This is a genomic window from Streptomyces sp. NPDC088910 (assembly GCF_044749865.1).
GTDB lineage: Bacteria > Actinomycetota > Actinomycetes > Streptomycetales > Streptomycetaceae > Actinacidiphila.
In genome coordinates, this window is the sequence record NZ_JBIVIV010000001.1 from 1,008,481 (window position 1) to 1,028,277 (window position 19,797).

Here is a 19,797-nt window from a genome sequence, read left to right on the forward strand (position 1 = left end):
AATTTGAACCGAATCCCGCGAACCCGCGTAATGGTTGGAGTGGTACGCGCTCTCTCCTGGTGCAGGCCCCGGCGCAGCACCCGCTGCGCGTCACCGAAGACACCGCGGAACACGCGGAACGCGAAATGGGGCTGCCGCGCCGAGGAAAGGATGTCGAGTCGATGCACACCGTGGTGGAACGCGAACTGGAAATGCAGCTAGTGCTGTCGCCGGAGCGGAGCATCCCCGTACCCGCCAGGCTGGCCTATCGCACGGATGATCCCTTTGCCGTGCACATCACTTTCCACGTGGGCTCCGACGCCCCCGTGAACTGGACCTTCGCCCGCGAGCTGATCGTGGAGGGGGTGTTCAGGCCGTGCGGTCACGGTGACGTGCGGATCTGGCCGACGAAGGTCAACGGCCGCAGCGTGATCTGTCTGGCCCTCAGCTCCCCCGACGGCAACGCGCTGCTGGAGGCGCCCTCGTCGCCGGTCGCGGCCTGGCTGGAGCGGACGCTGCGGGTGGTGCCGCCGGGCACCGAGCACGAGCAGCTCGGCATGGACGACGGTCTCAGCCGGTTGCTCGCCCCGACCACGCGGGACGAGCTGTGGCTGAGCGATCCGTGGTCGGGGAAGGACGAGACGCCGGACGCGGGGGCGTGAGGGCCGGGCACGCCCGGCGCGGCCCTCAGAACAGCTTGCCCGGATTCAGCAGCCCGAGCGGGTCGAAGACGGCCTTCACGCCGCGCTGCAACTCGACGCCGGTGGGGCCGAGTTCGCGGGCCAGCCAGTCCTTCTTGAGCAGGCCGACGCCGTGCTCGCCGGTGATGGTGCCGCCGAGCGCGAGACCGAGCGCCATGATCTCGTCGAAGGACTCGCGGGCCCGCAGGGCCTCGTCGGGGTCGTGCGCGTCGAAGCAGACCACGGGGTGGGTGTTGCCGTCGCCCGCGTGCGCGCACACCCCGATCGTCAGGCCGAACTTGGCCGAGATGTCCGCGACGCCGTCCAGCATCTCGCCGAGCTTCGCGCGCGGTACGCACACGTCGTCGATCATCATGGCCGTCGAGATGGTCTCCAGCGCCGTCAGGGACAGGCGGCGCGCCTGGAGCAGCATCTCGGACTCGGCGCTGTCCTCCGCGGGCACCACGTCGGTGGCGCCCGCCGCCGTGCACAGCTCGCCGACCGCAGCGAGGTCGGCGGCCGGGTCCGCGGTGTCGAAGGCGGCGAGCAGCATGGCCTCGGTGGTCTCGGGCAGGCCCATGTTCGCCATCGCGTTGACCGCGCGGATGGTCGTGCCGTCCATCAGCTCCAGCAGCGACGGCACATGGCCGCTCTCCATGATCGAGCAGACGGCGGCGCAGGCCGCGGCGGCCGACGGGAATTCGGCGACCATGGCGAGCTGGCGCGGCGGCGCGGGCCGCAGCGCGAGGACCGCCTTCACGACGATGCCGAGGGTGCCCTCGGAGCCGACGAAGAGCCGCGTGAGGTCGTATCCCGCCACGCCCTTGGCGGTGCGCCGCCCGGTGGTCAGCAGCCGCCCGTCGGCCAGCACCACCTCGAGGCCGAGGACGTACTCGGCCGTCACCCCGTACTTCACGCAGCACAGGCCGCCCGCGCCGGTGCCGATGTTGCCGCCGATCGTGCACTGTTCCCAGCTCGACGGGTCCGGCGGGTAGGACAGGCCGTGCTCGCCGACCGCCCTGGACAGCACGGCGTTGACGACGCCCGGTTCGACCACGGCGATCCGGTCGACCGTGTCGATCTCCAGGATGCGGTCCATCTTCACCAGCGAGAGCACGATGCAGCCGTCCATGGCGTTGGCGCCGCCGGACAGCCCGGTCCGCGCCCCCTGCGGTACGACCGGCGCCCGGTGCGCGGTCGCGGTCCGCATGACGTGCTGCACGTCCTCGGTGCTGCGGGGCAGCACGACCGCCGCCGGGGTGCCGACGGCGGAGAAGCTCGCCATGTCCTGGGAGTACGCCGCGACGACGTCGGGGTCGGTCAGTACCGCCTCCGGCGGCAGGCCGCCGCGCAGTGCGGTGATCAGTTCATCGTGCATGTGTTCACCCTGGCAGGCCGGGGCCCCGCCCTCAAGGGCGGGACCCCGCGAGACCACAGGGTGAGATCAGAGGTTGCCGCGCAGCTCCTGCTCCCGCTCGATCGCCTCGAACAGGGCCTTGAAGTTGCCCTTGCCGAAGCCCATGGAGCCGTGGCGCTCGATCATCTCGAAGAAGACGGTCGGGCGGTCCTGGACCGGCTTGGTGAAGATCTGGAGCAGGTAGCCGTCCTCGTCGCGGTCCACGAGGAGCTTGAGTTCGCGCAGTGTCTCGACGGGGACGCGGGTCTCGCCCGCCCATTCGCCGAGGGTGTCGTAGTAGGAGTCGGGGGTGTCGAGGAATTCGACACCGGCGGCGCGCATGGCGCGTACGGAGGCGACGATGTCGTTGGTGGCCAGCGCGATGTGCTGGACGCCGGGGCCGCCGTAGAACTCCAGGTACTCGTCGATCTGGGACTTCTTCTTGGCGACGGCCGGCTCGTTGAGCGGGAACTTCACCTTGAGCGTGCCGTCGGCCACGACCTTGGACATCAGCGCCGAGTACTCGGTGGCGATGTCGTCGCCGACGAATTCCTTCATGTTGGTGAAGCCCATGACCCGGTTGTAGAAGGCCACCCACTCGTTCATCCGGCCGAGTTCGACATTGCCGACGCAGTGGTCGATGGCCTGGAAGAAGCGCCGCGCCGGGGGCTCGACCACCGGCTCGGCGGCGACGAAGCCCGGCATGTAGGGGCCGTCGTAGCCGGTGCGGTCGACCAGGGTGTGCCGGGTCTGGCCGTACGTGGCGATGGCGGCGAGCACGACGGTGCCGTGGTCGTCCTTCAGCTCGTACGGCTCGGTGAGGCCGGTGGCGCCGTGCTCGACGGCGTACGCGTACGCGGCGCGCGCGTCGGGGACCTCCAGGGCGAGGTCGACGACGCCGTCGCCGTGGGCGGCGACGTGGTCGGCCAGGAAGCGGCCGTGGTCGGTGGCGGGCTTGATGACGGAGGTGAACACGAAGCGCGCGCCGCCCGACTCCAGGACGTAGGAGGCGGTCTCGCGGCTGCCGTTCTCGGGTCCCGAGTAGGCGACGCGGCGCATGCCGAAAGCGGTGGAGTAGTAGTGCGCGGCCTGTTTGGCGTTGCCCACGGCGAAGACGACGGCGTCCATGCCCTTTACCGGGAAAGCATCCTGGGTCTCAGTCATGACAAAAGCGTCCCGCCGCTTGTCAGGGTGCGCAATAGTTCCGGATTTCAGTGGACAGTCTGCACAGCGGAAGCGAGGATCGACGGGTCAATCTGTGCAGCATGACCACGGAAGGCGGCGGGGTATGGGGATCGACGCGCTGGACGGGCGGCTGATCACGCTGCTGGACCGGGAGCCGCGGATCGGCGTGCTGGAGGCGTCCCGGCGGCTGGGGGTGGCGCGCGGCACGGTGCAGGCCCGGCTCGACCGGCTGAGGGCCAATGGGGTGATCCGCGGCTTCGGCCCGCAGGTGGACCCGGCGGCGCTCGGCTATCCGGTGACGGCGTTCGCCACGCTGGAGATCAAGCAGGGCCAAGGGGCCGACGTACGGGCGCACTTGACCACTGTGCCGGAGGTGCTGGAGCTGCACACCACGACCGGTCAGGGCGACATGCTCTGCCGTCTGGTGGCCCGTTCCAACGCCGATCTCCAGCGGGTGATCGACCGCGTTGTCGGCTTTGATGGGATTGTCCGGGCCGCCACGGCCATCGTCATGGAGAACCCGGTCCCGCTGCGGATCATCCCGCTGGTGGAGCAGGCGGCGCGCGACACGTAGACGCGCCACGCGGTCGAAGGAGACGGGGAGGTAGCGGCGCGGTGAGCTTCTGGCAGTACCTCTCCAACCGGCACCAGCAACTGCTCACCGACGCCTTCCAGCACGCCAGCGCCGTGTTCCAGTGCATGGTGCTCGCGACCGTGATCGGCGTCCTGATCGGTGTCCTGACCTACCGCAGCGACTGGGCGGGCAATCTCGCGGTCACCTCGACCGCGACCATCCTCACCATCCCGTCGCTGGCCCTGATCGGTCTGCTGATCCCGGTCCTGGGCCTGGGCGTGCCGCCGACGGTGACCGCGCTGACGCTGTACGGGCTGCTGCCGGTCGTCCGCAACTCCATCGTCGGGCTGCGCGGTGTGGACCCCGCGCTGGTGGACGCGGCCAAGGGCATCGGCATGTCGCGGGTGGCCCGGCTGCTGCGGGTGGAGCTGCCGCTGGCCTGGCCGCCGATCCTGACCGGTATCCGGGTCGCCACCCAGATGCTGATGGGTATCGCGGCGGTGGCCGCGTACGCCTCGGGCCCCGGCCTCGGCAACGAGATCTTCCGCGGCATCGCGTCGCTGGGCAGCGCCAACGCGCTCAACGAGGTGCTGTCCGGCACGCTCGGCATCATCGTCCTCGCGCTGCTCTTCGACGCCGCGTACGTGGGCATCGGCCGTCTGACCATTCCGAGGGGGATCCGTGTCTGAGCAGTGGTCACCGCAGGACCGGGAGCAGTCGGCGCCCGCCGGGGTGGCGGGCGCCACCATCGAGCTGGAGAACCTGACCAAGCGCTATCCGGGCAGCCAGGACCCGGCCGTGGACAGCGTCAGCATGGAGATCAAGGCCGGTGAGACGGTGATCTTCGTGGGCCCTTCCGGCTGCGGCAAGTCCACCACGCTGAAGATGATCAACCGGCTGATCGAGCCGTCGTCCGGGCGGATCAGGATCAACGACGAGGACGTCACCGCGATCGACCCGGTCAAGCTGCGCCGCAAGGTCGGGTACGCCATCCAGTCGTCCGGTCTCTTCCCGCACATGACGGTCGCGGAGAACATCGCGCTGGTGCCGAAGATGGTCGGCTGGAGCAAGTCGCGGGTCAAGGACCGGGTCGAGGAGATGCTCGACCTGGTGGGCCTGGACCCGCGGGAGTTCCACGGCCGCTACCCGCGCCAGCTCTCCGGCGGACAGCAGCAACGCGTGGGCGTGGCAAGGGCGTTGGCGGCCGACCCGCCGGTGCTGCTGATGGACGAGCCGTTCGGCGCGGTCGACCCGATCACCCGCGACCACCTCCAGGACGAACTGATCAGGCTCCAGCACGAGTTGCACAAGACGATCGTCTTCGTCACGCACGACTTCGACGAGGCGATCAAGCTGGGCGACCGGATCGCGGTGCTCCGCGAGCACTCGCACATCGCCCAGTTCGACACGCCGGAGGCCATTCTCACCAACCCGGCCGACGACTTCGTGTCCGGCTTCGTCGGCGCCGGCGCGGCGCTCAAGCGGCTCAATCTCACCCGCGTGCGCGATGTCGGCATCGCCGACTTCCCCGCGGTGGGCGTCGACGAGCCGTTGCAGTCGGTCTTCGAGCGGCTGCGCACCAGCCAGCACAACGAACTGCTGCTGCTCGACCGGCGGCGGCGCCCGTACAAGTGGCTGCGGCGCGGCGATCTGATGCGCGCCAAGGGGTCGTTGGCGCGGGCGGGCACGGTCGTGCACGACACGGTGACGCGGGACGCGACGCTGCGGGACGCGCTGGAGGCGGTGCTGACCGACAGCGGCGGGCGGGTGGCGGTGACCGGGCGGCGCGGCGAATTCGTGGGCGTGGTCGACATGGAGACGCTGATGAACTCGGTGCAGGAGATGCTGGAGGCCGACCGGCTGACCGCGATGGAGCACCAGCACGAACTGGCCGAGTCGCAGGCCGGGCAGGGGCACGAGGAGGAGCGGGCACGCGCCGAGCAGGAGGGCGCGGCGGGCGCGGAGCCGGCGTCATGAGCCCGGACGGCCCGGACCGCGCGACGGGGGCCAGCCGCGCCGACGGCGGCCGGTCCCACCCGTCGGGCCGGGACACCCGCGACGCCGGGGAGCGCCGTCCCCCCGGCGAGCACGACGTGCGGGGCCTGGCCTTCCGCGACGACGACGGCGGTACGGAGCGCGAGGAGCACGAGGGCGGGCCCGCGCCCGCCGCGACCAGGCCGAAGCCCAAACTGACCTGGCGGAAACTGGTGTTCACCCCGGTCGTGCTGGCCGCCGTGCTGCTCGCCACGTATCTGTGGATCACCAACATCCACCTGGACGCGATCGAGAAGAATTCGCTCGACGACGGCAATGTGCAGCTCCGGCTCTGGCAGCACGTGAAGCTGACCGCGATCTCCACCTTCTGGGTGCTGGTGATCGCCATCCCCGTCGGCATCGCGCTGACCCGGCGGCGGCTGCGCAGGGTCGCGCCGTTCGTGACCGCGCTCGCCAACATCGGCCAGGCCACCCCGGCGATCGGCCTGCTGGCGCTGCTGGTGATCTGGCTGGGCATCGGCGCCCGCACCGCGATCATCGGCATCGTGGCCTACGCGGTGCTGCCGGTGCTCTCCAACACCGTCGCGGGGCTCAAGGCCATCGACCCGACGCTGGTGGAGGCCGCGCGCGGCATCGGCATGTCGGCGCCCGGCGTGCTCGCCAAGGTCGAACTGCCGCTCGCCGTACCGCTGATCCTCGCGGGCGTGCGGACCGCGCTGGTGCTCAACGTCGGCACCGCCACGCTGGCCACCTTCGGCGGGGGCGGCGGCCTCGGCGACCTGATCACCTCCGGCATCGTCAACCAGCGGATGCCGGTGCTGATCCTCGGCTCGGTGCTGACGGTGGTGCTCGCGCTGTTCGTGGACTGGCTGGCCTCGGTCGCCGAGCAGTTGATGCGCCCCCGCGGCCTGGAGGTGACGGCGTGACGCGGCGGCGTACGGGGCTCGTGGCGCTCTGCGGCGCCGCCCTGCTGGCGTCCTGCGGGCTGACCAGCGGCAGCCCGCTGGTGGACAACGTCAAACCGGGCTCGATCGGGCAGGGCGAACCCCTCAAGGGCGCCCACCTGGTGATCACGTCCAAGAACTTCAGCGAGAACATCATCCTGGGCGAGATGATCGGCCTCGCCTTCAAGGCGGCGGGCGCGAGCGTGCTGGACCGGACGAACATCACCGGCTCGATCGGCGCCCGCGAGGCGGTCAAGTCCGGTCAGGCGGACGCGATGTACGAGTACACCGGCACCGCCTGGATCACGTATCTGGGGCACACGGAACCCATCAAGAACCCCCAGGCGCAGTGGCAGGCCGTGCACGACGCGGACCTGAAGAACGGCCTGACCTGGCTGCCGCCGTCCACGCTGAACAACACGTACTCGCTCGCCGTCAGCCAGCGCAACAACGCGAAGTACCACCTCAAGACGCTCTCCGACGTGGCCGCGCTGGCGAAGAAGGACCCCAAGGCCGTGACGCTGTGCGTGGAGAACGAGTTCGCCTCCCGGCAGGACGGGCTGCCCGGCATGATGAAGGCGTACGACATGGACATCCCCAGCTCGCGGATCCAGAAGATGGACGCGGGGATCATCTACACCCAGGTGAACAAGAGCGGTTCCTGCCTGCTGGGCGAGGTGTACACCACCGACGGCCGCATCCAGTCGATGCACCTGACCGTCATGGAGGACGACAAGCACTTCTTCCCCAACTACAACGCGGCGCCCGTCATCTACAGCAAGGCGTTCAAGAAGTACCCGGCCATCGCCAAGCTCCTCGACCCGATCAGCGCCAAGCTGGACACGGCGGTCGCGCAGAAGCTGAACGCCCAGGTGGACGTGGACGGGCAGGACCCGCACGACGTGGCGAAGAAGTGGCTGATCGCGGAGGGCTTCATCAAGAACGGGTGAGGGGGCCCTGCGGGGCTCGGGGGGGGGTACGGCTCGCGGGGTACGGGCCGGGGGTACGGCTCTGGGGTACGACTCTGGGGTGGATGCAAAGCTGTTTTGCAAAAGAGCGTTGCAAAGGTGCTTTGCATGCGCTTAAGGTGGTGTCCATGACGGACAAGAAGGACGCGGTGCCGATCGGCCCGATCTCGGACGAGGATCTGCTGACCCTCGACGCCAGGTCGCTGCGCGGCCTCGCCCACCCGCTGCGGATGCGGCTGCTGGCCGCGCTGCGCGACCGCGGCCCCGCCACGGCCTCCCAACTGGCCGACCGGCTCGGCGAGTCCAGCGGTGCGACCAGCTACCACCTGCGCCAGCTCGCCTCGTTCGGCCTGGTCGAGGACGACCCCGGCCGCGGCACCGCGCGCGAGCGCTGGTGGAAGGCGGTGCACCGGGGCCAACGCTTCGACAGCATCGGGGAGTTCGTCCGGCACCCCGACCCAGAGGTGCGCGCCGCGATGAGCACCTTCCTGGTCGAGCACGCCACCAGCAGCGCCGAGCAGGTGGCGACCTGGATGAGCACGATGCACACCTGGCCGAAGGTCTGGCAGGAGGCGTGGGACTCCAGCCGCTTCACGCTGCGCCTCACGCCGCAGGACGCGGTGGAGCTGAGCGAGCGGGTGCACGCGCTCGTGGAGTCCTTCCGCGAGCGGGAGACGGACGGGCCGGAGGGTGAGCGGGTCCGGGTGCAGTTCCACGAGTTCCCGATCGCGTCCGACTGACCCCGCTCCCCCGCGCCGCGCGCGCCGTCACCGCACGCGCAGCCGTATCCGTATCCGTACTCGTACCGGCTCCCTGTCCGTACCGGCTCCCTGTCCGCACCGGCCCGTAATTCCGTAGCTCCGTCACTCCGTATCAACGACCCATCGTCACGGGGGAATTCGCCATGCCCGCACGCACCGCGATACCGCACGCCCACCACCGGCCCGACGGGTCGGGACCGGCCCGCGACCGGCGCCCGCTGGGGGTGCTGCTGGCCGCCAACGTGGTCTCGATCGCCGGGAACATGCTCACCGTCGTCGCCGTCCCGTGGTTCGTGCTGGAGACCACCGGGAGCCCGGCGCGGGCCGGTCTGGTCGCCTTCGCGGCCACCCTGCCGGTCGTGCTCGCCGCGATCCTGGGCGGCCCGCTGATCGACCGGCTCGGCTACGCGGTCACGAGCGTCGTGTCGGACGTGGTGTGCGCGGCGGCCATGGCGGCCGTACCGCTGCTGCATCTGACCGTCGGGTTGCGCTACTGGGAACTGCTCGCGCTCGTCGGCGTCAGCGGCCTCTTCCACGCCCCCGGCGAGACCGCCCGCGAGGTGCTGATGCCCCGCCTCGCCGCACGCGCCGACACCACCGTGGCGCGGGCGTCGAGCGCGTACGAGGGCGCGTCGCGCGGCGCCCGTATGCTCGGCGCCCCGCTGGCGGGCGTGCTCATCTCGGTGATGGGCGCCACCAACACGCTGCTGGTCGACGCGGCGACCTTCGCGGTGTCCGCGGTGCTGATCGGGATCGGGGTACGGGGCCGGACGCCGGCGGAGGCGCCGGAGCCGCCGAAGGAGTCCGCCGGCAGTTACCGGGCCGAACTGCGCGAGGGATTCGCCTACTTGGTGGCCGCGCGGCTGCTGTTCGCCATCGTGGTGATGGTGATGGTGACCAACGCGCTGGACCAGGCGTGGTCGGCGGTGCTGCTGCCGGTGGACGCCCGCGAGCACCTGGGCGGTTCGGTGAGCGTCGGCCTGGTCGCCGGGACCTTCGGCGGCGGCGCGCTGATCGGCTCGCTGACGTACGGCGTCGTCGGCCACCGGGTGTCGCAACGCGGCCTCTACATCGGCGCGTTCCTCATCAGCGGCTTCCCCCGGACGGCCGTGGCCGCCTTCGTGCCCGGTCTGACCCCGCTCCTGGTCACCTGCGCGGTGTGCGGGCTGGCCGCCGGGGTCCTGAACCCGATGATCGGCACCGAGATGGTCCGCCTGGTCCCCGAGCGGCTGCGCAGCCGGGTCTTCGGCGCCGTCACCTCCGGCGTCCTGGTCGCCGTGCCGCTGGGCGGCCTGCTCGGCGGCTTCCTCGTCCAGTACGCGGGCCTGCGCACCGCCATGGCCACCGTCAGCGCCGTCTATCTGCTCACGACGCTGAGCCCGCTCGTCCTGCCCGCCTTCCGGCACTGGAACGACGAGCCCGGCGACGAGCCCGCCGTGTCGCCAGGCGCCGCGCGGGCGTCGGTCTAGCCGCCGTCTAGCAGGTCGGCAGCTTTCCGCCCTTGTCCAGGGCGGCCAGGGCCGCCAGCGCGTCGTCCAGGTCGTTGACCGGGACCAGCCTGAGCCCGTCGGGCAGCTCCGCCTTGGCGTCGGAGCACTCGCCGCGCGGTACGAGGAAGACGGTCGCGCCGTCGCGGCGGGCGGCCTGCTCCTTCAGCGGCACCCCGCCGACCGCGCCGACCTTGCCCGAGGCGTCGATGGTCCCGGTGCCCGCGATGGTCCGGCCGCCGGTGAGGTCGCCGCCGTGGCCGTCGCCGTTGATCTTGTCGATGATGCCGAGTGCGAAGAGCAGCCCGGCGCTGGGGCCGCCGACGTCGGCGAGCTGGAGATCGACCTTCACCTTGGACGGTGAGAGCCCGAGGTGCTTGAGCGCGGCCGTCGTCGCCGCGTCCTGCGAGTCGGTCATCTCCTTGCGGTTCGCCTTCTCGATCTCCTTCACCGAGCCGCCGGTGGGGTAGACCGAGTCGCGCGGCATCGCCGCCTGGTCCTTCTTGAACCACGCCTTCAGCACGTCGGTGACGTGCACCGAGGCGTCCGGTGACGTCGCCTGGATCGTCACCATCCGCAGTTGCCCGCTCGTCCTGCGCACCGGTGTCCCGCTCACCGTGATCACCTGCGTCCCCTGGTCCGCCCCCAGCACGTTCGCCGTCAGCCCCGGCTCCACGATCGAGATCGGGAGCGGGGCGAGGGCCGCGACGGCCAGCAGCCCGGCCGTGACTGCTCCGCAGACGGCCAGAGTCACGGTCCGCCGGGAGACGCTGCTTCTACGCATGCCGCCGACCCTATTTCACACCCCCCGCCCTCGCGGCCACGCCCCCGCACGACCAGCGCCCCGCCAGGGGCGCGAGGAACTGCGCGAGCAACCCACCACCGGCCGGTGGCCCGGACCCAACCGAACCGCCCCGCCGCCCCCGGCAAAGCAACCGCCCCGGGGCCGGGCCCCAGCTACCCGCACGCACGACCAGCGCCCCCTCAGGGGCGCGAGGAACTGCGCGAGTAACCCACCACCGGCCGGTGACCCGGACCCAACCGAACCGCCCCGCCGGGACCGGCGGTGACCCGCGGCAGCCCGCGCCCCAAAAACACGGCCCACCGCCCCCGGCAAAACAACCGCCCCGGGGCAGCGGCCCAAAACGCGTAGCCGGCGTCCCGGTAAAGGACCCGGCACGGGCCCGGGGGCCTGGGGGCGCACCCTTGTGGGGAGGCTCAGCGCCCTAGCGCAGGGCGTCGGCGACCTCCGTGGCGGCCTCCACGACGCGCGCACCGACCCTCTCCGGGACCGAGTCGGCGAGCATGACGACGCCGACGCTCCCCTCGATGCCGGGGACGCCAAGGAGGGGCGCGGCGGCCCCGCTGGCACCGGCCTCCAGCTCGCCGTGGGTGAGGACGTACCGGACCGGCTCGGTCGCGGTGACGGTATGGGCGGCGGGCGGCCCCTCGGCCGGGCGGGCGCCCAGGGACTCCTCCTCGACGAACCGCTCCCAGCGCGACCCGTCGGGCGTCGGCTGCATGCCCCGCCCGGCGAGAATGGCGCGCCCCGCGGCCCCGCGGTCCAGCGGGTGCCGGAAGCCGGTGCGATAGGCCACGTGGTAGTCGGTCCAGGTCGGCTCCACGACGGCGACGGCCAGCGCCTCGCTGCCGTCGACGAGGGTCAGGTGGGCGGTCGCCCCGATCTCCTCGGCGAGCGAGCGCAACGCGGGCAGTGCGGCCTCGCGCAGCAGCGGGTGCACCTGGTGGGCCAGACCGAGCACGCCCAGTCCGACGCGCGCCCGGCCGCCGAGGTCACGGCGGACCAGCGAATGCTGCTCCAGCGTGGCCAGCAAGCGGTAGACCACCGTCCGGTTCACACCGAGTTTGGCGGCCAGCTCGGTCACCGTCAGGCCGTGGTCGGTGTCGGCGAGCAGCTTGAGAACCCGCAGGCCCCGGTCAAGCGTTTGAGACGTCTCCGCGGTCACGACGCCCCCTCCTCGTAGGCGGCGGCCATCTCCACGGCGGTAACGCACTGCCGGTCCCGCGGCAGTGCGCGGAGAGGCCGCCGGTAGTCGTCATACCGGCTGCGCTCCGCGGCTGCACTGCCACGGCGCGTGCGTGACCGGCACCGTAGCGAGCGGGTACCGCTCAGCGGAAGGGGTCGTCCACAATCCGGGCGTCGGCTTGACCCGACTTTGGAGATCCACCCTCTACAATACGGCCGACATCATCGCATTCGGGTCGCCCACTCCTGCACCTTCTTGATCCGCTCGCCGAGCTGTCCCGCCGTCGCCTCGGCGCTCGGCGGCCCGCCGCACGCACGGCGCAATTCGGTGTGAATCACCCCGTGCGGCTTACCGCTCTGATGGTTGTACGCGGCCACGAGCGTGTTCAACTGCTTGCGCAGTTCGAGCAGTTGGCGGTGGGTGACGATCGGGCGCCGCTCGGCGGGGAGTTCGAGCAGATCGGCCTCTTCGTCCGGCTTCTTCCGACTGTGGGCGATCTGTCGGGCCTGCCGCTTCTGCAGCAGTATCTGGACCTGGTCCGGTTCGAGGAGTCCGGGGATGCCGAGGTAGTCCTGCTCCTCCTCGCTGCCCGGATGCGCCTGCATGCCGAACTCGGCCCCGTCGTACAGCACCCGGTCGAAGACCGCGTCGGACTCCAGCGCCTCGAAGGGCAGCATGTCCTCCTCGGTGGCCTCGTCCTCGGCCTTCTCCGCGTCCGCGAGGAGCTTGTCCTCCTCCGCGAAGGGGTCCTCCTCGCCCTGCTTCTTGGGCTTGTCGAGCACGTGGTCGCGCTCGACCTCCATCTCGTTGGCGAATTCCAGCAGCATCGGGATGGTCGGAACGAACACCGACGCCGTCTCGCCGCGCCGCCGCGACCGTACGAAACGGCCCACGGCCTGCGCGAAGAACAGCGGCGTCGAGATCGTCGTGGCGTACACGCCGACCGCGAGGCGGGGCACGTCGACGCCCTCCGACACCATCCGGACCGCGACCATCCACCGGTCCTCGGACTCGCTGAACTTCTCGATCCGCTTGGAGGAGCCGGGGTCGTCGGAGAGCACGACGGTCGGCTTGTGCCCGGAGATCTCCTTGAGCAGCTTGGCGTAGGCGCGGGCCGAGTCCTGGTCGGTGGCGATCACCAGGCCGCCCGCGTCCGGGATGCCCTTGCGGACCTCGGTCAGCCGCTGGTCGGCGGCCTTCAGCACGTTCGGGATCCAGTCGCCGGTCGGCGCGAGCGCGGTCCGCCACGCCTGCCCGATGGCGTCCTTCGTCATCGGCTCGCCCAGGCGCGCCGCGATCTCGTCGCCCGCCTTGGTGCGCCAGCGCATGTTGCCGCTGTAGCTGAGGAAGATCACCGGGCGCACGACGCCGTCGTTGAGCGCGTTGCCGTACCCGTACGTGTAGTCGGCGGCGCTGCGGCGGATGCCGTCGTTGCCCTCCTCGTACACCACGAAGGGGATCGGGTTGGTGTCCGACCTGAACGGCGTCCCGGTCAGCGCCAGCCGCCGCGTCGCCGGGTCGAACGCCTCCAGGCACGCCTCGCCCCACGACTTGCTGTCGCCCGCGTGGTGGATCTCGTCCAGGATCACCAGCGTCTTGCGCTGCTCGCAGCGGTTGCGGTGCAGCATCGGCCGCACCCCGACGCCCGCGTACGTCACGGCGACGCCGTGGTACTCCTTGCCGACGGGGCCCGCGCTGTACTCCGGGTCCAGCTTGATCCCTATCCGCGCCGCCGCGTCCGCCCACTGCGTCTTCAGGTGCTCGGTGGGCGCCACCACCGTGATCTGCTGCACCAGGTGGTTGTGGAGCAGATACGACGCCAGCGACAGCGCGAAGGTGGTCTTCCCGGCGCCGGGTGTCGCCACCGCGAGGAAGTCCCGCGGCTGCTTGGCGACGTACGCGTCGATGGCCCCCTGCTGCCAGGCCCGAAGCTTGTTCGCCGTCCCCCAGGGCGCGCGCCCGGGGAAGGCGGGAGACAGATGGTGCGGGTGCGATGCGGCGGTGGTAGTCACGGTCTCCGTTGAGGTTCGTCTCGCGGCGGGTCGGTACGAAAACCGCCTCAGCCTACCGGCCGCACCCCCTCACCCCCGTCCCGACGCCACCGCGCCGCCCGTGTGCGACTCAGCTCACATACGGGCGCGCGGACGCCGTCTCGTACGGTGATACGCCGTCCCGGGCGCAGGCGGTCGGTCTCACGCCGATTTCGGGTGGGGGCGCAGGCGGGCCGCTACGAAGGCGCCCACGAGGGCCAGGGCGGCGGCGGGGAGGAAGACGGCGGCGAAGGCGGCGGGGTGTGCCGTCGTGGTGGTGCTCGCGTCGGCCGCGGCGCCGACCGTGCCGCCCCCGAGGGCGGCGAAGACGGTGCCGGCGGCGGCGACCAGGAGGACGTTGGAGAGGGCGTCGGAGACCTGGAGGGCGGCGGAGTTGGCACCGGCCTCCGCGGGGGCGGACTGCTCCAGCATCAGCACGCTGAGGGTGGAGATGACCAGGCCCATGCCGAGGCCGCCCGCGCACCAGGCGACGGCCACGACCCACACCGGTACGGACTGGACGAGGGCGAGGCAGGCGCCGCAGATGGCGGCGGCGGACAGCACCATGCCGAACTGCGCGAGGCGTTCGCGGACCGGCGCCAGGCGCGGGCGGGCCTGGACGTACGAGCCGAGCGCCCAGGTGAGCCCGGCGCCCGCCAGCGACAGACCCGCCATGGTCGCGGACAGGCCGCGCTGGGTGACCAGCATCAGCGGGATGAAGCTCTCGGCGGCGATGAAGGTGCCCGCCGCGATCCCGCGCATCAGGATCACCGTGGGCAGCCCGCGCACCGCGCGGAAGGTGCCGGGCGGCAGCAGCCGCAGCGCGGACGGTACGAGCAGCACGATGCCCGCGACGGCCGGTATCACCGAGAGCGGGCTGATGTCCTGGCCCGCGTACTGCAACAGCGCCGCGCCCGTCGCGAGCGCCACCGCGTACCAGATCCGCCGCCCGTCCCGTACGGGCGGCGCGACCGGCTCGGGGGCCTCGGGCAGCGTCTCGGGGGCCGGGTCGGGGGCGTGCGCGGCCCGCCGCAGGGGCGGCAGCATGACGGCGAGCGGCAGCGCCACCAGGACCGGGATGGCCAGGAACACCCAGCGCCAGCCGAGGTGTTCGGTGACCGTCCCCGACACCAGCGGCCCGACGATCGACGGCACCACCCACGAGGCCGCGAAGGCGGCCATCACCGAGGGCCGCAGCCGTTCCGGATACGCCCGGCCGACCACCACGTACAGCGCGACGATCACGAGCCCGCCGCCGAGCCCCTGCACGGCCCGGCCGAGCACGAACGGCCACATCGACTGCGCGGTCCCGCTGATCACCAGTCCCGCCGCGAAGCCGCCGATGCCCGCCGCCAGCGGCGGCAGCGGCCCCGACCGGTCGCACCACTGCCCGCTGACCACCATCGCGAGCAGCGACGTCGTGAAATACCCCGAGAACGCGAACGCGTACAGCCCGAGACCGTCCAGCTCCCGCGCCGCGATCGGCATCGCCGTCCCCACCGCGGTCGCCTCGAACGCGATCATCAGCACCACCGACACGATGCCCAGGGTCAGCGCGCGGTACGACCGCCCCATCACGCCTTCCGGCGCGGCCGGGGCGGTCTCGGGGTCGATTCCAGGAAGCCGCTGGTCACGGCGAGTGTCGGAGGCAGTCACCAGCCAAGGGTAAGGGGCATCAGCCCCTTTCACCCCTGCCCTGCGACCCCCTTTCCCTCCGCCTTTCGCCCTACGCCCCGCCCTCGCCCCACCTCCGTCCCGGCCGCCTTCCCGCCCCGGCCCGCGCCCCCGTTCATGAACGCCGTATGGCAGTCCCGTTGCACCCCCTCCCCCACCCTTGACCCACCCCCGCCCCACCCGCGAAGGTCGAACCACACCGCACACACACCTGGCCGTGTGCCCGAGTGGTTGAGGGACTCGCCTGCAAAGCGAGTTACGCCGGTTCGATTCCGGTCACGGCCTCCATTGCCTGACCAGGCAAAAGAGAAGGGCGGCACCCGATGAGGGTGCCGCCCTTCTGGCCGTCCGTCTCAGTTCCCGTCTCAGTCCCGGACCCGCCGAACGTCTCAGCCTCTCGGCCACGTCTCCCGGTCATCAGCTCGCGAGTGCTTCGCCGAGCCTGGTGTGGGCGGCGCCGGGAAGCACTTGGTGCAAGGTCTCGGCGCGGGCTCGGACGAGGCCGTCGCGGTACGCCTCGGGGAGCCGTTCCCAGACGGCGACCGCCTTGTCGGCTGCCCCGGTGGGGTCGCCGTCGGTGTGGAGGCAGAGCGCGGCGTCCATCTCCAGCAGGGCGCGGGTCATGACGGACGGGGTCCGGGTGAGGGCGAGGGCGGCCTCCTGCTCGGCGTACGCCTCCCGTGTGCGGCCGAGGAGGGTGAACGCCTGGGAGAGGTGGACGTGGTGCTTCTGGAGCGGGTAGCCGAACCAGGTGTCGGCGGCCTGGGTGCCGTCCAGGTGTTCCGCGATGAGGCGGGCGTCGGCGACGGAGCGGAGTGCTCCCTGCCGGTCGCCGATGGCGGCGAGGGCGCGGGCGTTGACGGCCGCTGCCAGGGCCGCCGCGGCGGACGGACTCTGCCCGGCTTCGGCGCGGGCACGACCCGCGAGATCGGCGGCGGCTTTCGGAGCACCGTAGTTGAGGGGCACCATCGCGTGCCGTGCCAGTGCCCAGGCGAGCATCTGCCGGTCGCCGGACTCGCGGGCGGCCTGCTCGGCGGTGCTGAACCAGCCGTGCGCGTCGCGCTGGTCGCTGCGGTCGTGCTGGATGATCGCCACCAGGCCGGTGATCCCGGCCGCTGTCCGGGCAAGGTCGGCTCGCGCGGCAGCCGCGTGCGGACGGCTCAGGACGTCCCGCAGCAGGTCGAGGTCGTCCCGCATCTGCGTCAGGACAACGGTGGGCGGACGGCCGCGATAGCCGCCGCGGTGCCGCTCGAAAGCACCGTCGAGATAGGCGAGGTCACCGGCATCGGAGCCGCTGAGCGCCGCGTTGATGCCCTGGCGCGCTTCCGCGATGCCAGGCAGAGCCACCGCACCCGTCGCCGCCGCTGCCGCCGCGCCGAGGAACTGTCGTCGGTCCACCTCCGTGCCCTCCTCTCCCCCCTCACCACTATCCGGGCGATTCTGGATCCTGCGCCACTGCTTACTCGCCGCGACCGCCCGGACGATCTTCTCCACCGGCAGGCCGTACGCCTTCGCCAGCAGGGGGTGCCAGGCGGGGACTGGTAAACGGCGTTCGGTTTCCCAGCGTTTGAGGTTCTCCCGGTCGAACCAGCGGCCGTCCAGTACGGACCGCGTCGGCTGTGGGACGAGGTGGAGGCCGCCTTCCGCTGGTGGGCGGGCCGGGGAAAGCCGGGGGTCGAGCGCTTCGGGCTGACGGTCGACGCCGACGGGCAGTACGTGTGGCTGGACGATCCGGCCGAGTCCTGGGGTATCTGAGCGACATCACTCTCCAGGCACGAATCGGGGAGAGGCTCCTCGACGGCTTCCGGGCCGGGCCGGAGCCCCTGCCGAAGACGCCGCCGAAGGCGAAAACCCTGCCCGCGCCACCCCTGACCGCCGCCCAGCTCGGCGACGTGCTCCTCGCACTCGGGCCGCACCGGCGCCACTGACAGGGTGAACGACCGGACCGGCGGAAATACTGACGTGGCCGTGGCGGTTGCCGCCGGTATGGCGACTTTGGGACTGATCGGCAGCGGAAACATCGGCGGCACCCTGGCCCGGCTGGCGGTCGACAGCCGGCTCGACGTGGTGCTCAGCAACTCACGGGGGCCGGAAACCCTCGCGGACCTCGTCGCGGAGCTCGGTCCACGAGCCCGCGCGGGCACGGCGGCGGAGGCCGCCGCCGCCGGGGACTGGGTGGTGGTGACGGTCCCGGTCAAGGCGTACCCGCGGATTCCGCGGGAGCCGCTGGCGGGCAAGACCGTGATCGACACCGGCAACTACTACCCGCAGCGCGACGGCGACATCGCCGAGCTGGTCGAGAAGAAGACCACCGACAGCGGGCTGCTCCAGGGGTATCTGGACGGTGCCCACGTGGTGAAGGCGTTCAACAACATCTTCTTCAAGCACCTGGCGGCGCTGCCGCGTCCGGCGGGAGCGGCCGACCGCAGCGCCCTGCCCATCGCCGGTGACGACGCCGACGCGAAGGCGCACGCCGCTGAGCTGCTCGATCTGCTCGGCTTCGACACCGTGGACGCCGGGCCGCTCGCCGAGGGCCGGCGGTTCCAGCCCGGCACGGCGGCGTACGGGCTGCCCTACGCGGACAAGTCGGTCGCCGACTTCATGGCCGAGCCCCCCGCGCCGGCCTCCGTCGCCGACATCGAGGCGGCCCTGGCGGCGGCGGAGAGCTGAAGCCGGGCCCGAAACCGGGCCGCCCGTCCGCTCCCGCCGCGATTGGCCCAGGGACTTGGGGCGGGAGTGGTACAACGGCGCGGGGCGATCAGGCCGTAGCGTCGTCGGTATGAGTGAGCGAGTGGATTACGCGAAGCACGCGCCGGACGCGTTCCGGGCGATGCTGGGGTTCAGCCAGGCGGCGGCGAAGGGGCTCGACCCCGTGGTCGCGGAACTGGTGAAGATCAGGGCGTCGCAGATCAACCGGTGCGCGTTCTGCCTGGACATGCACATCAAGGACGCGCGGAAGGCCGGGGAGAGCGACCAGCGGATCTTCCTGCTGAGCGCGTGGGAAGAAGTCGACGGCGTCTACAGCGAGAAGGAACGGGCGGCGCTGGCGCTGACGGAGGCGGTGACGCTGCTGACGGACGGGTTCGTGCCGGACGAGGTGTACGCGCGGGCGGCGGAGCACTTCGACGCGGACGAGTTGGCGCGCCTGGGGGCCGCGATCGTGGCGATCAACGCGTGGAACCGGTTCAACGTGACGTTCAGGACGCAGCCGGCGGCGAGCGCGTGAGCGGCGCGGGGGCCGGGGCCGAGGTCGGGGCGGGAGGCGTGGCCGGGGCCGAGGTCGAGGCCGGGGCGGGGGGCGCGAAGGCGCTGCTGGCGCTGCATCACGGGCGGGACGCCGCCGATCCGTTGGTGCTGCCCGGGCCGTGGGACGCGGCCAGCGCGCGGGTGTTCGCGGACGCGGGCTTCCCGGCGCTGGCGACACCCAGCGCCGGGGTGTCGGCGTCGCTGGGGTACGAGGACGGCGAGGCGCCCGCCGACGAGATGTTCGCCGCGATCCGGCGGATCACCCGCGCCGTGGACGTCCCCGTGTCGGCCGACGTCGAGGCCGGATACGGGCTGGCGCCCGAGGAGCTGGTCGAGCGGCTGCTGGAGGCCGGGGCCGTCGGGTGCAATCTGGAGGACTCCGAGCCGGGGTCCAGGGGGCTGGTCGAGCCCCGGCGGCAGGCGGACCGGCTCGCGGCCGTACGCGCCGCCGCCGGGGACGCGTTGGTCGTCAACGCGCGCATCGACACGTTTCTGCGCGGCGACCGTACGACCGGCGCCGCCGTCGAGCGCGGGCTGCTCTACGCCGCCGCCGGAGCCGACTGCGTCTACCCGATCCTCGCCCCGCCCGCCCTCCTCGCCGAGATCGCCGAAGCCGTCCCGCTCCCCCTCAACGCCCTCTGCCGTCCCGGCGGGCCCTCCCCCCGCGAGCTGGCCTTCCTCGGCGCCACCCGCGTCACCTTCGGCGGCGGCCTCCAGCAACAAGCCCTGGAAGCCGTCCGCGACATGGCGACCGGCATGCGCCTGTGACCCGCCTGGCGCGCGCCGCGTAAAGGCGCCGGGCCACGTTGTCCAGGGGCGCGGTGGACCGGCACGCTCAGCCGCGGCCGCGCCCCTGACAAGCTCAACCCGCCCGGGATAGCTCCGCTACG

General features: G+C 71.8%; 18 protein-coding genes, 1 tRNA gene and 1 pseudogene. 13 read left to right on the top strand and 7 right to left on the bottom strand.

The genetic code is table 11. The features are described 5' to 3' along the window. Positions 1–161 precede the first annotated feature (161 nt). Positions 162–641, top strand: coding sequence for an SsgA family sporulation/cell division regulator (locus tag ACIP4Z_RS04230; RefSeq protein ID WP_355343286.1), 480 nt, complete (start codon positions 162–164; stop codon positions 639–641). 25 nt (positions 642–666) lie between these two features. Here ACIP4Z_RS04230 and ACIP4Z_RS04235 read toward each other — a convergent pair whose 3' ends face one another. Together ACIP4Z_RS04235 and hppD are read right to left on the bottom strand one after the other, a co-directional pair. Then, positions 667–2,037, bottom strand: a complete 1,371-nt coding sequence (locus ACIP4Z_RS04235; RefSeq protein ID WP_355343057.1) for an FAD-linked oxidase C-terminal domain-containing protein — start codon at positions 2,035–2,037, stop codon at positions 667–669. Between the two features lie 66 nt (positions 2,038–2,103). After that, positions 2,104–3,219, bottom strand: a complete 1,116-nt coding sequence (hppD, locus tag ACIP4Z_RS04240) for a 4-hydroxyphenylpyruvate dioxygenase (RefSeq protein WP_355343054.1) — start codon at positions 3,217–3,219, stop codon at positions 2,104–2,106. A 124-nt stretch (positions 3,220–3,343) separates the two neighbouring features. Here hppD and ACIP4Z_RS04245 point away from each other — a divergent pair, with 124 nt between their 5' ends. The 7 genes from ACIP4Z_RS04245 (at position 3,344) to ACIP4Z_RS04275 (ending at position 9,951) form a co-directional block, all read left to right on the top strand. Continuing rightward, complete coding sequence (locus ACIP4Z_RS04245; protein WP_093716663.1) at positions 3,344–3,814, top strand: Lrp/AsnC family transcriptional regulator; 471 nt, start codon at positions 3,344–3,346, stop codon at positions 3,812–3,814. Positions 3,815–3,855: 41 nt separating this feature from the next. Then, entirely contained in the window at positions 3,856–4,503 is a 648-nt protein-coding gene (locus ACIP4Z_RS04250) for an ABC transporter permease (protein ID WP_355343051.1), read from the top strand. Then, positions 4,496–5,791, top strand: a complete 1,296-nt coding sequence (locus tag ACIP4Z_RS04255; RefSeq protein WP_401304926.1) for a betaine/proline/choline family ABC transporter ATP-binding protein — start codon at positions 4,496–4,498, stop codon at positions 5,789–5,791. Before ACIP4Z_RS04250 ends, ACIP4Z_RS04255 begins: the two co-directional genes overlap by 8 nt. After that, positions 5,788–6,735, top strand: coding sequence for an ABC transporter permease (locus tag ACIP4Z_RS04260; RefSeq protein WP_401304928.1), 948 nt, complete (start codon positions 5,788–5,790; stop codon positions 6,733–6,735). The genes ACIP4Z_RS04255 and ACIP4Z_RS04260 overlap by 4 nt, the downstream gene beginning before the upstream one ends. Next, the gene (locus tag ACIP4Z_RS04265; RefSeq protein WP_391163964.1) at positions 6,732–7,703 is read left to right on the top strand and encodes a glycine betaine ABC transporter substrate-binding protein; all 972 of its coding nucleotides are present in this window, start codon (positions 6,732–6,734) and stop codon (positions 7,701–7,703) included. The genes ACIP4Z_RS04260 and ACIP4Z_RS04265 overlap by 4 nt, the downstream gene beginning before the upstream one ends. A gap of 146 nt (positions 7,704–7,849) precedes the next feature. Further along, positions 7,850–8,461 (top strand): helix-turn-helix domain-containing protein, encoded by a 612-nt coding sequence (locus tag ACIP4Z_RS04270; RefSeq protein ID WP_188284047.1) that lies wholly within the window; start codon positions 7,850–7,852, stop codon positions 8,459–8,461. A 164-nt stretch (positions 8,462–8,625) separates the two neighbouring features. Continuing rightward, a complete protein-coding gene (locus tag ACIP4Z_RS04275) occupies positions 8,626–9,951 on the top strand; it encodes an MFS transporter (RefSeq protein ID WP_401304931.1) in 1,326 nt (441 codons plus the stop codon). A gap of 7 nt (positions 9,952–9,958) precedes the next feature. Here ACIP4Z_RS04275 and ACIP4Z_RS04280 read toward each other — a convergent pair whose 3' ends face one another. The 4 genes from ACIP4Z_RS04280 to ACIP4Z_RS04295 all read right to left on the bottom strand — a co-directional run bounded on the left by ACIP4Z_RS04280 (position 9,959) and on the right by ACIP4Z_RS04295 (position 15,562). Next, positions 9,959–10,753, bottom strand: coding sequence for a S16 family serine protease (locus ACIP4Z_RS04280; RefSeq protein WP_401304933.1), 795 nt, complete (start codon positions 10,751–10,753; stop codon positions 9,959–9,961). Positions 10,754–11,195: 442 nt separating this feature from the next. After that, positions 11,196–11,936, bottom strand: a complete 741-nt coding sequence (locus ACIP4Z_RS04285; RefSeq protein ID WP_355343033.1) for a helix-turn-helix domain-containing protein — start codon at positions 11,934–11,936, stop codon at positions 11,196–11,198. Between the two features lie 242 nt (positions 11,937–12,178). Next, on the bottom strand, positions 12,179–13,969 hold the full coding sequence (locus ACIP4Z_RS04290; RefSeq protein ID WP_355343030.1) for a DEAD/DEAH box helicase: 1,791 nt from the start codon (positions 13,967–13,969) through the stop codon (positions 12,179–12,181). Between the two features lie 180 nt (positions 13,970–14,149). Continuing rightward, positions 14,150–15,562, bottom strand: coding sequence for an MFS transporter (locus ACIP4Z_RS04295; RefSeq protein WP_401305057.1), 1,413 nt, complete (start codon positions 15,560–15,562; stop codon positions 14,150–14,152). Between the two features lie 312 nt (positions 15,563–15,874). Between ACIP4Z_RS04295 and ACIP4Z_RS04300 the strand changes: the two genes are divergently transcribed. Further along, positions 15,875–15,949: transfer RNA gene (locus ACIP4Z_RS04300), tRNA-Cys, on the top strand. 129 nt (positions 15,950–16,078) lie between these two features. Here the strand turns inward: ACIP4Z_RS04300 and ACIP4Z_RS04305 are convergent. Next, on the bottom strand, positions 16,079–17,059 hold the full coding sequence (locus ACIP4Z_RS04305) for a twin-arginine translocation signal domain-containing protein (protein WP_401304935.1): 981 nt from the start codon (positions 17,057–17,059) through the stop codon (positions 16,079–16,081). A gap of 201 nt (positions 17,060–17,260) precedes the next feature. Here ACIP4Z_RS04305 and ACIP4Z_RS04310 point away from each other — a divergent pair. The 4 genes and pseudogenes from ACIP4Z_RS04310 to ACIP4Z_RS04325 all read left to right on the top strand — a co-directional run. Then, positions 17,261–17,416 (top strand): annotated as a pseudogene (locus ACIP4Z_RS04310) (protein-L-isoaspartate(D-aspartate) O-methyltransferase); the annotation flags it as partial. A 231-nt stretch (positions 17,417–17,647) separates the two neighbouring features. After that, positions 17,648–18,331, top strand: coding sequence for an NADPH-dependent F420 reductase (locus tag ACIP4Z_RS04315; protein WP_401304937.1), 684 nt, complete (start codon positions 17,648–17,650; stop codon positions 18,329–18,331). Between the two features lie 109 nt (positions 18,332–18,440). Then, complete coding sequence (locus tag ACIP4Z_RS04320) at positions 18,441–18,887, top strand: carboxymuconolactone decarboxylase family protein (RefSeq protein ID WP_355343018.1); 447 nt, start codon at positions 18,441–18,443, stop codon at positions 18,885–18,887. Positions 18,888–18,925: 38 nt separating this feature from the next. Then, positions 18,926–19,675 carry an isocitrate lyase/phosphoenolpyruvate mutase family protein gene (locus ACIP4Z_RS04325; protein WP_401305059.1) on the top strand — a complete coding sequence of 250 codons (750 nt, stop codon included), beginning with the start codon at positions 18,926–18,928 and terminating at the stop codon, positions 19,673–19,675. Positions 19,676–19,797: the final 122 nt, after the last annotated feature.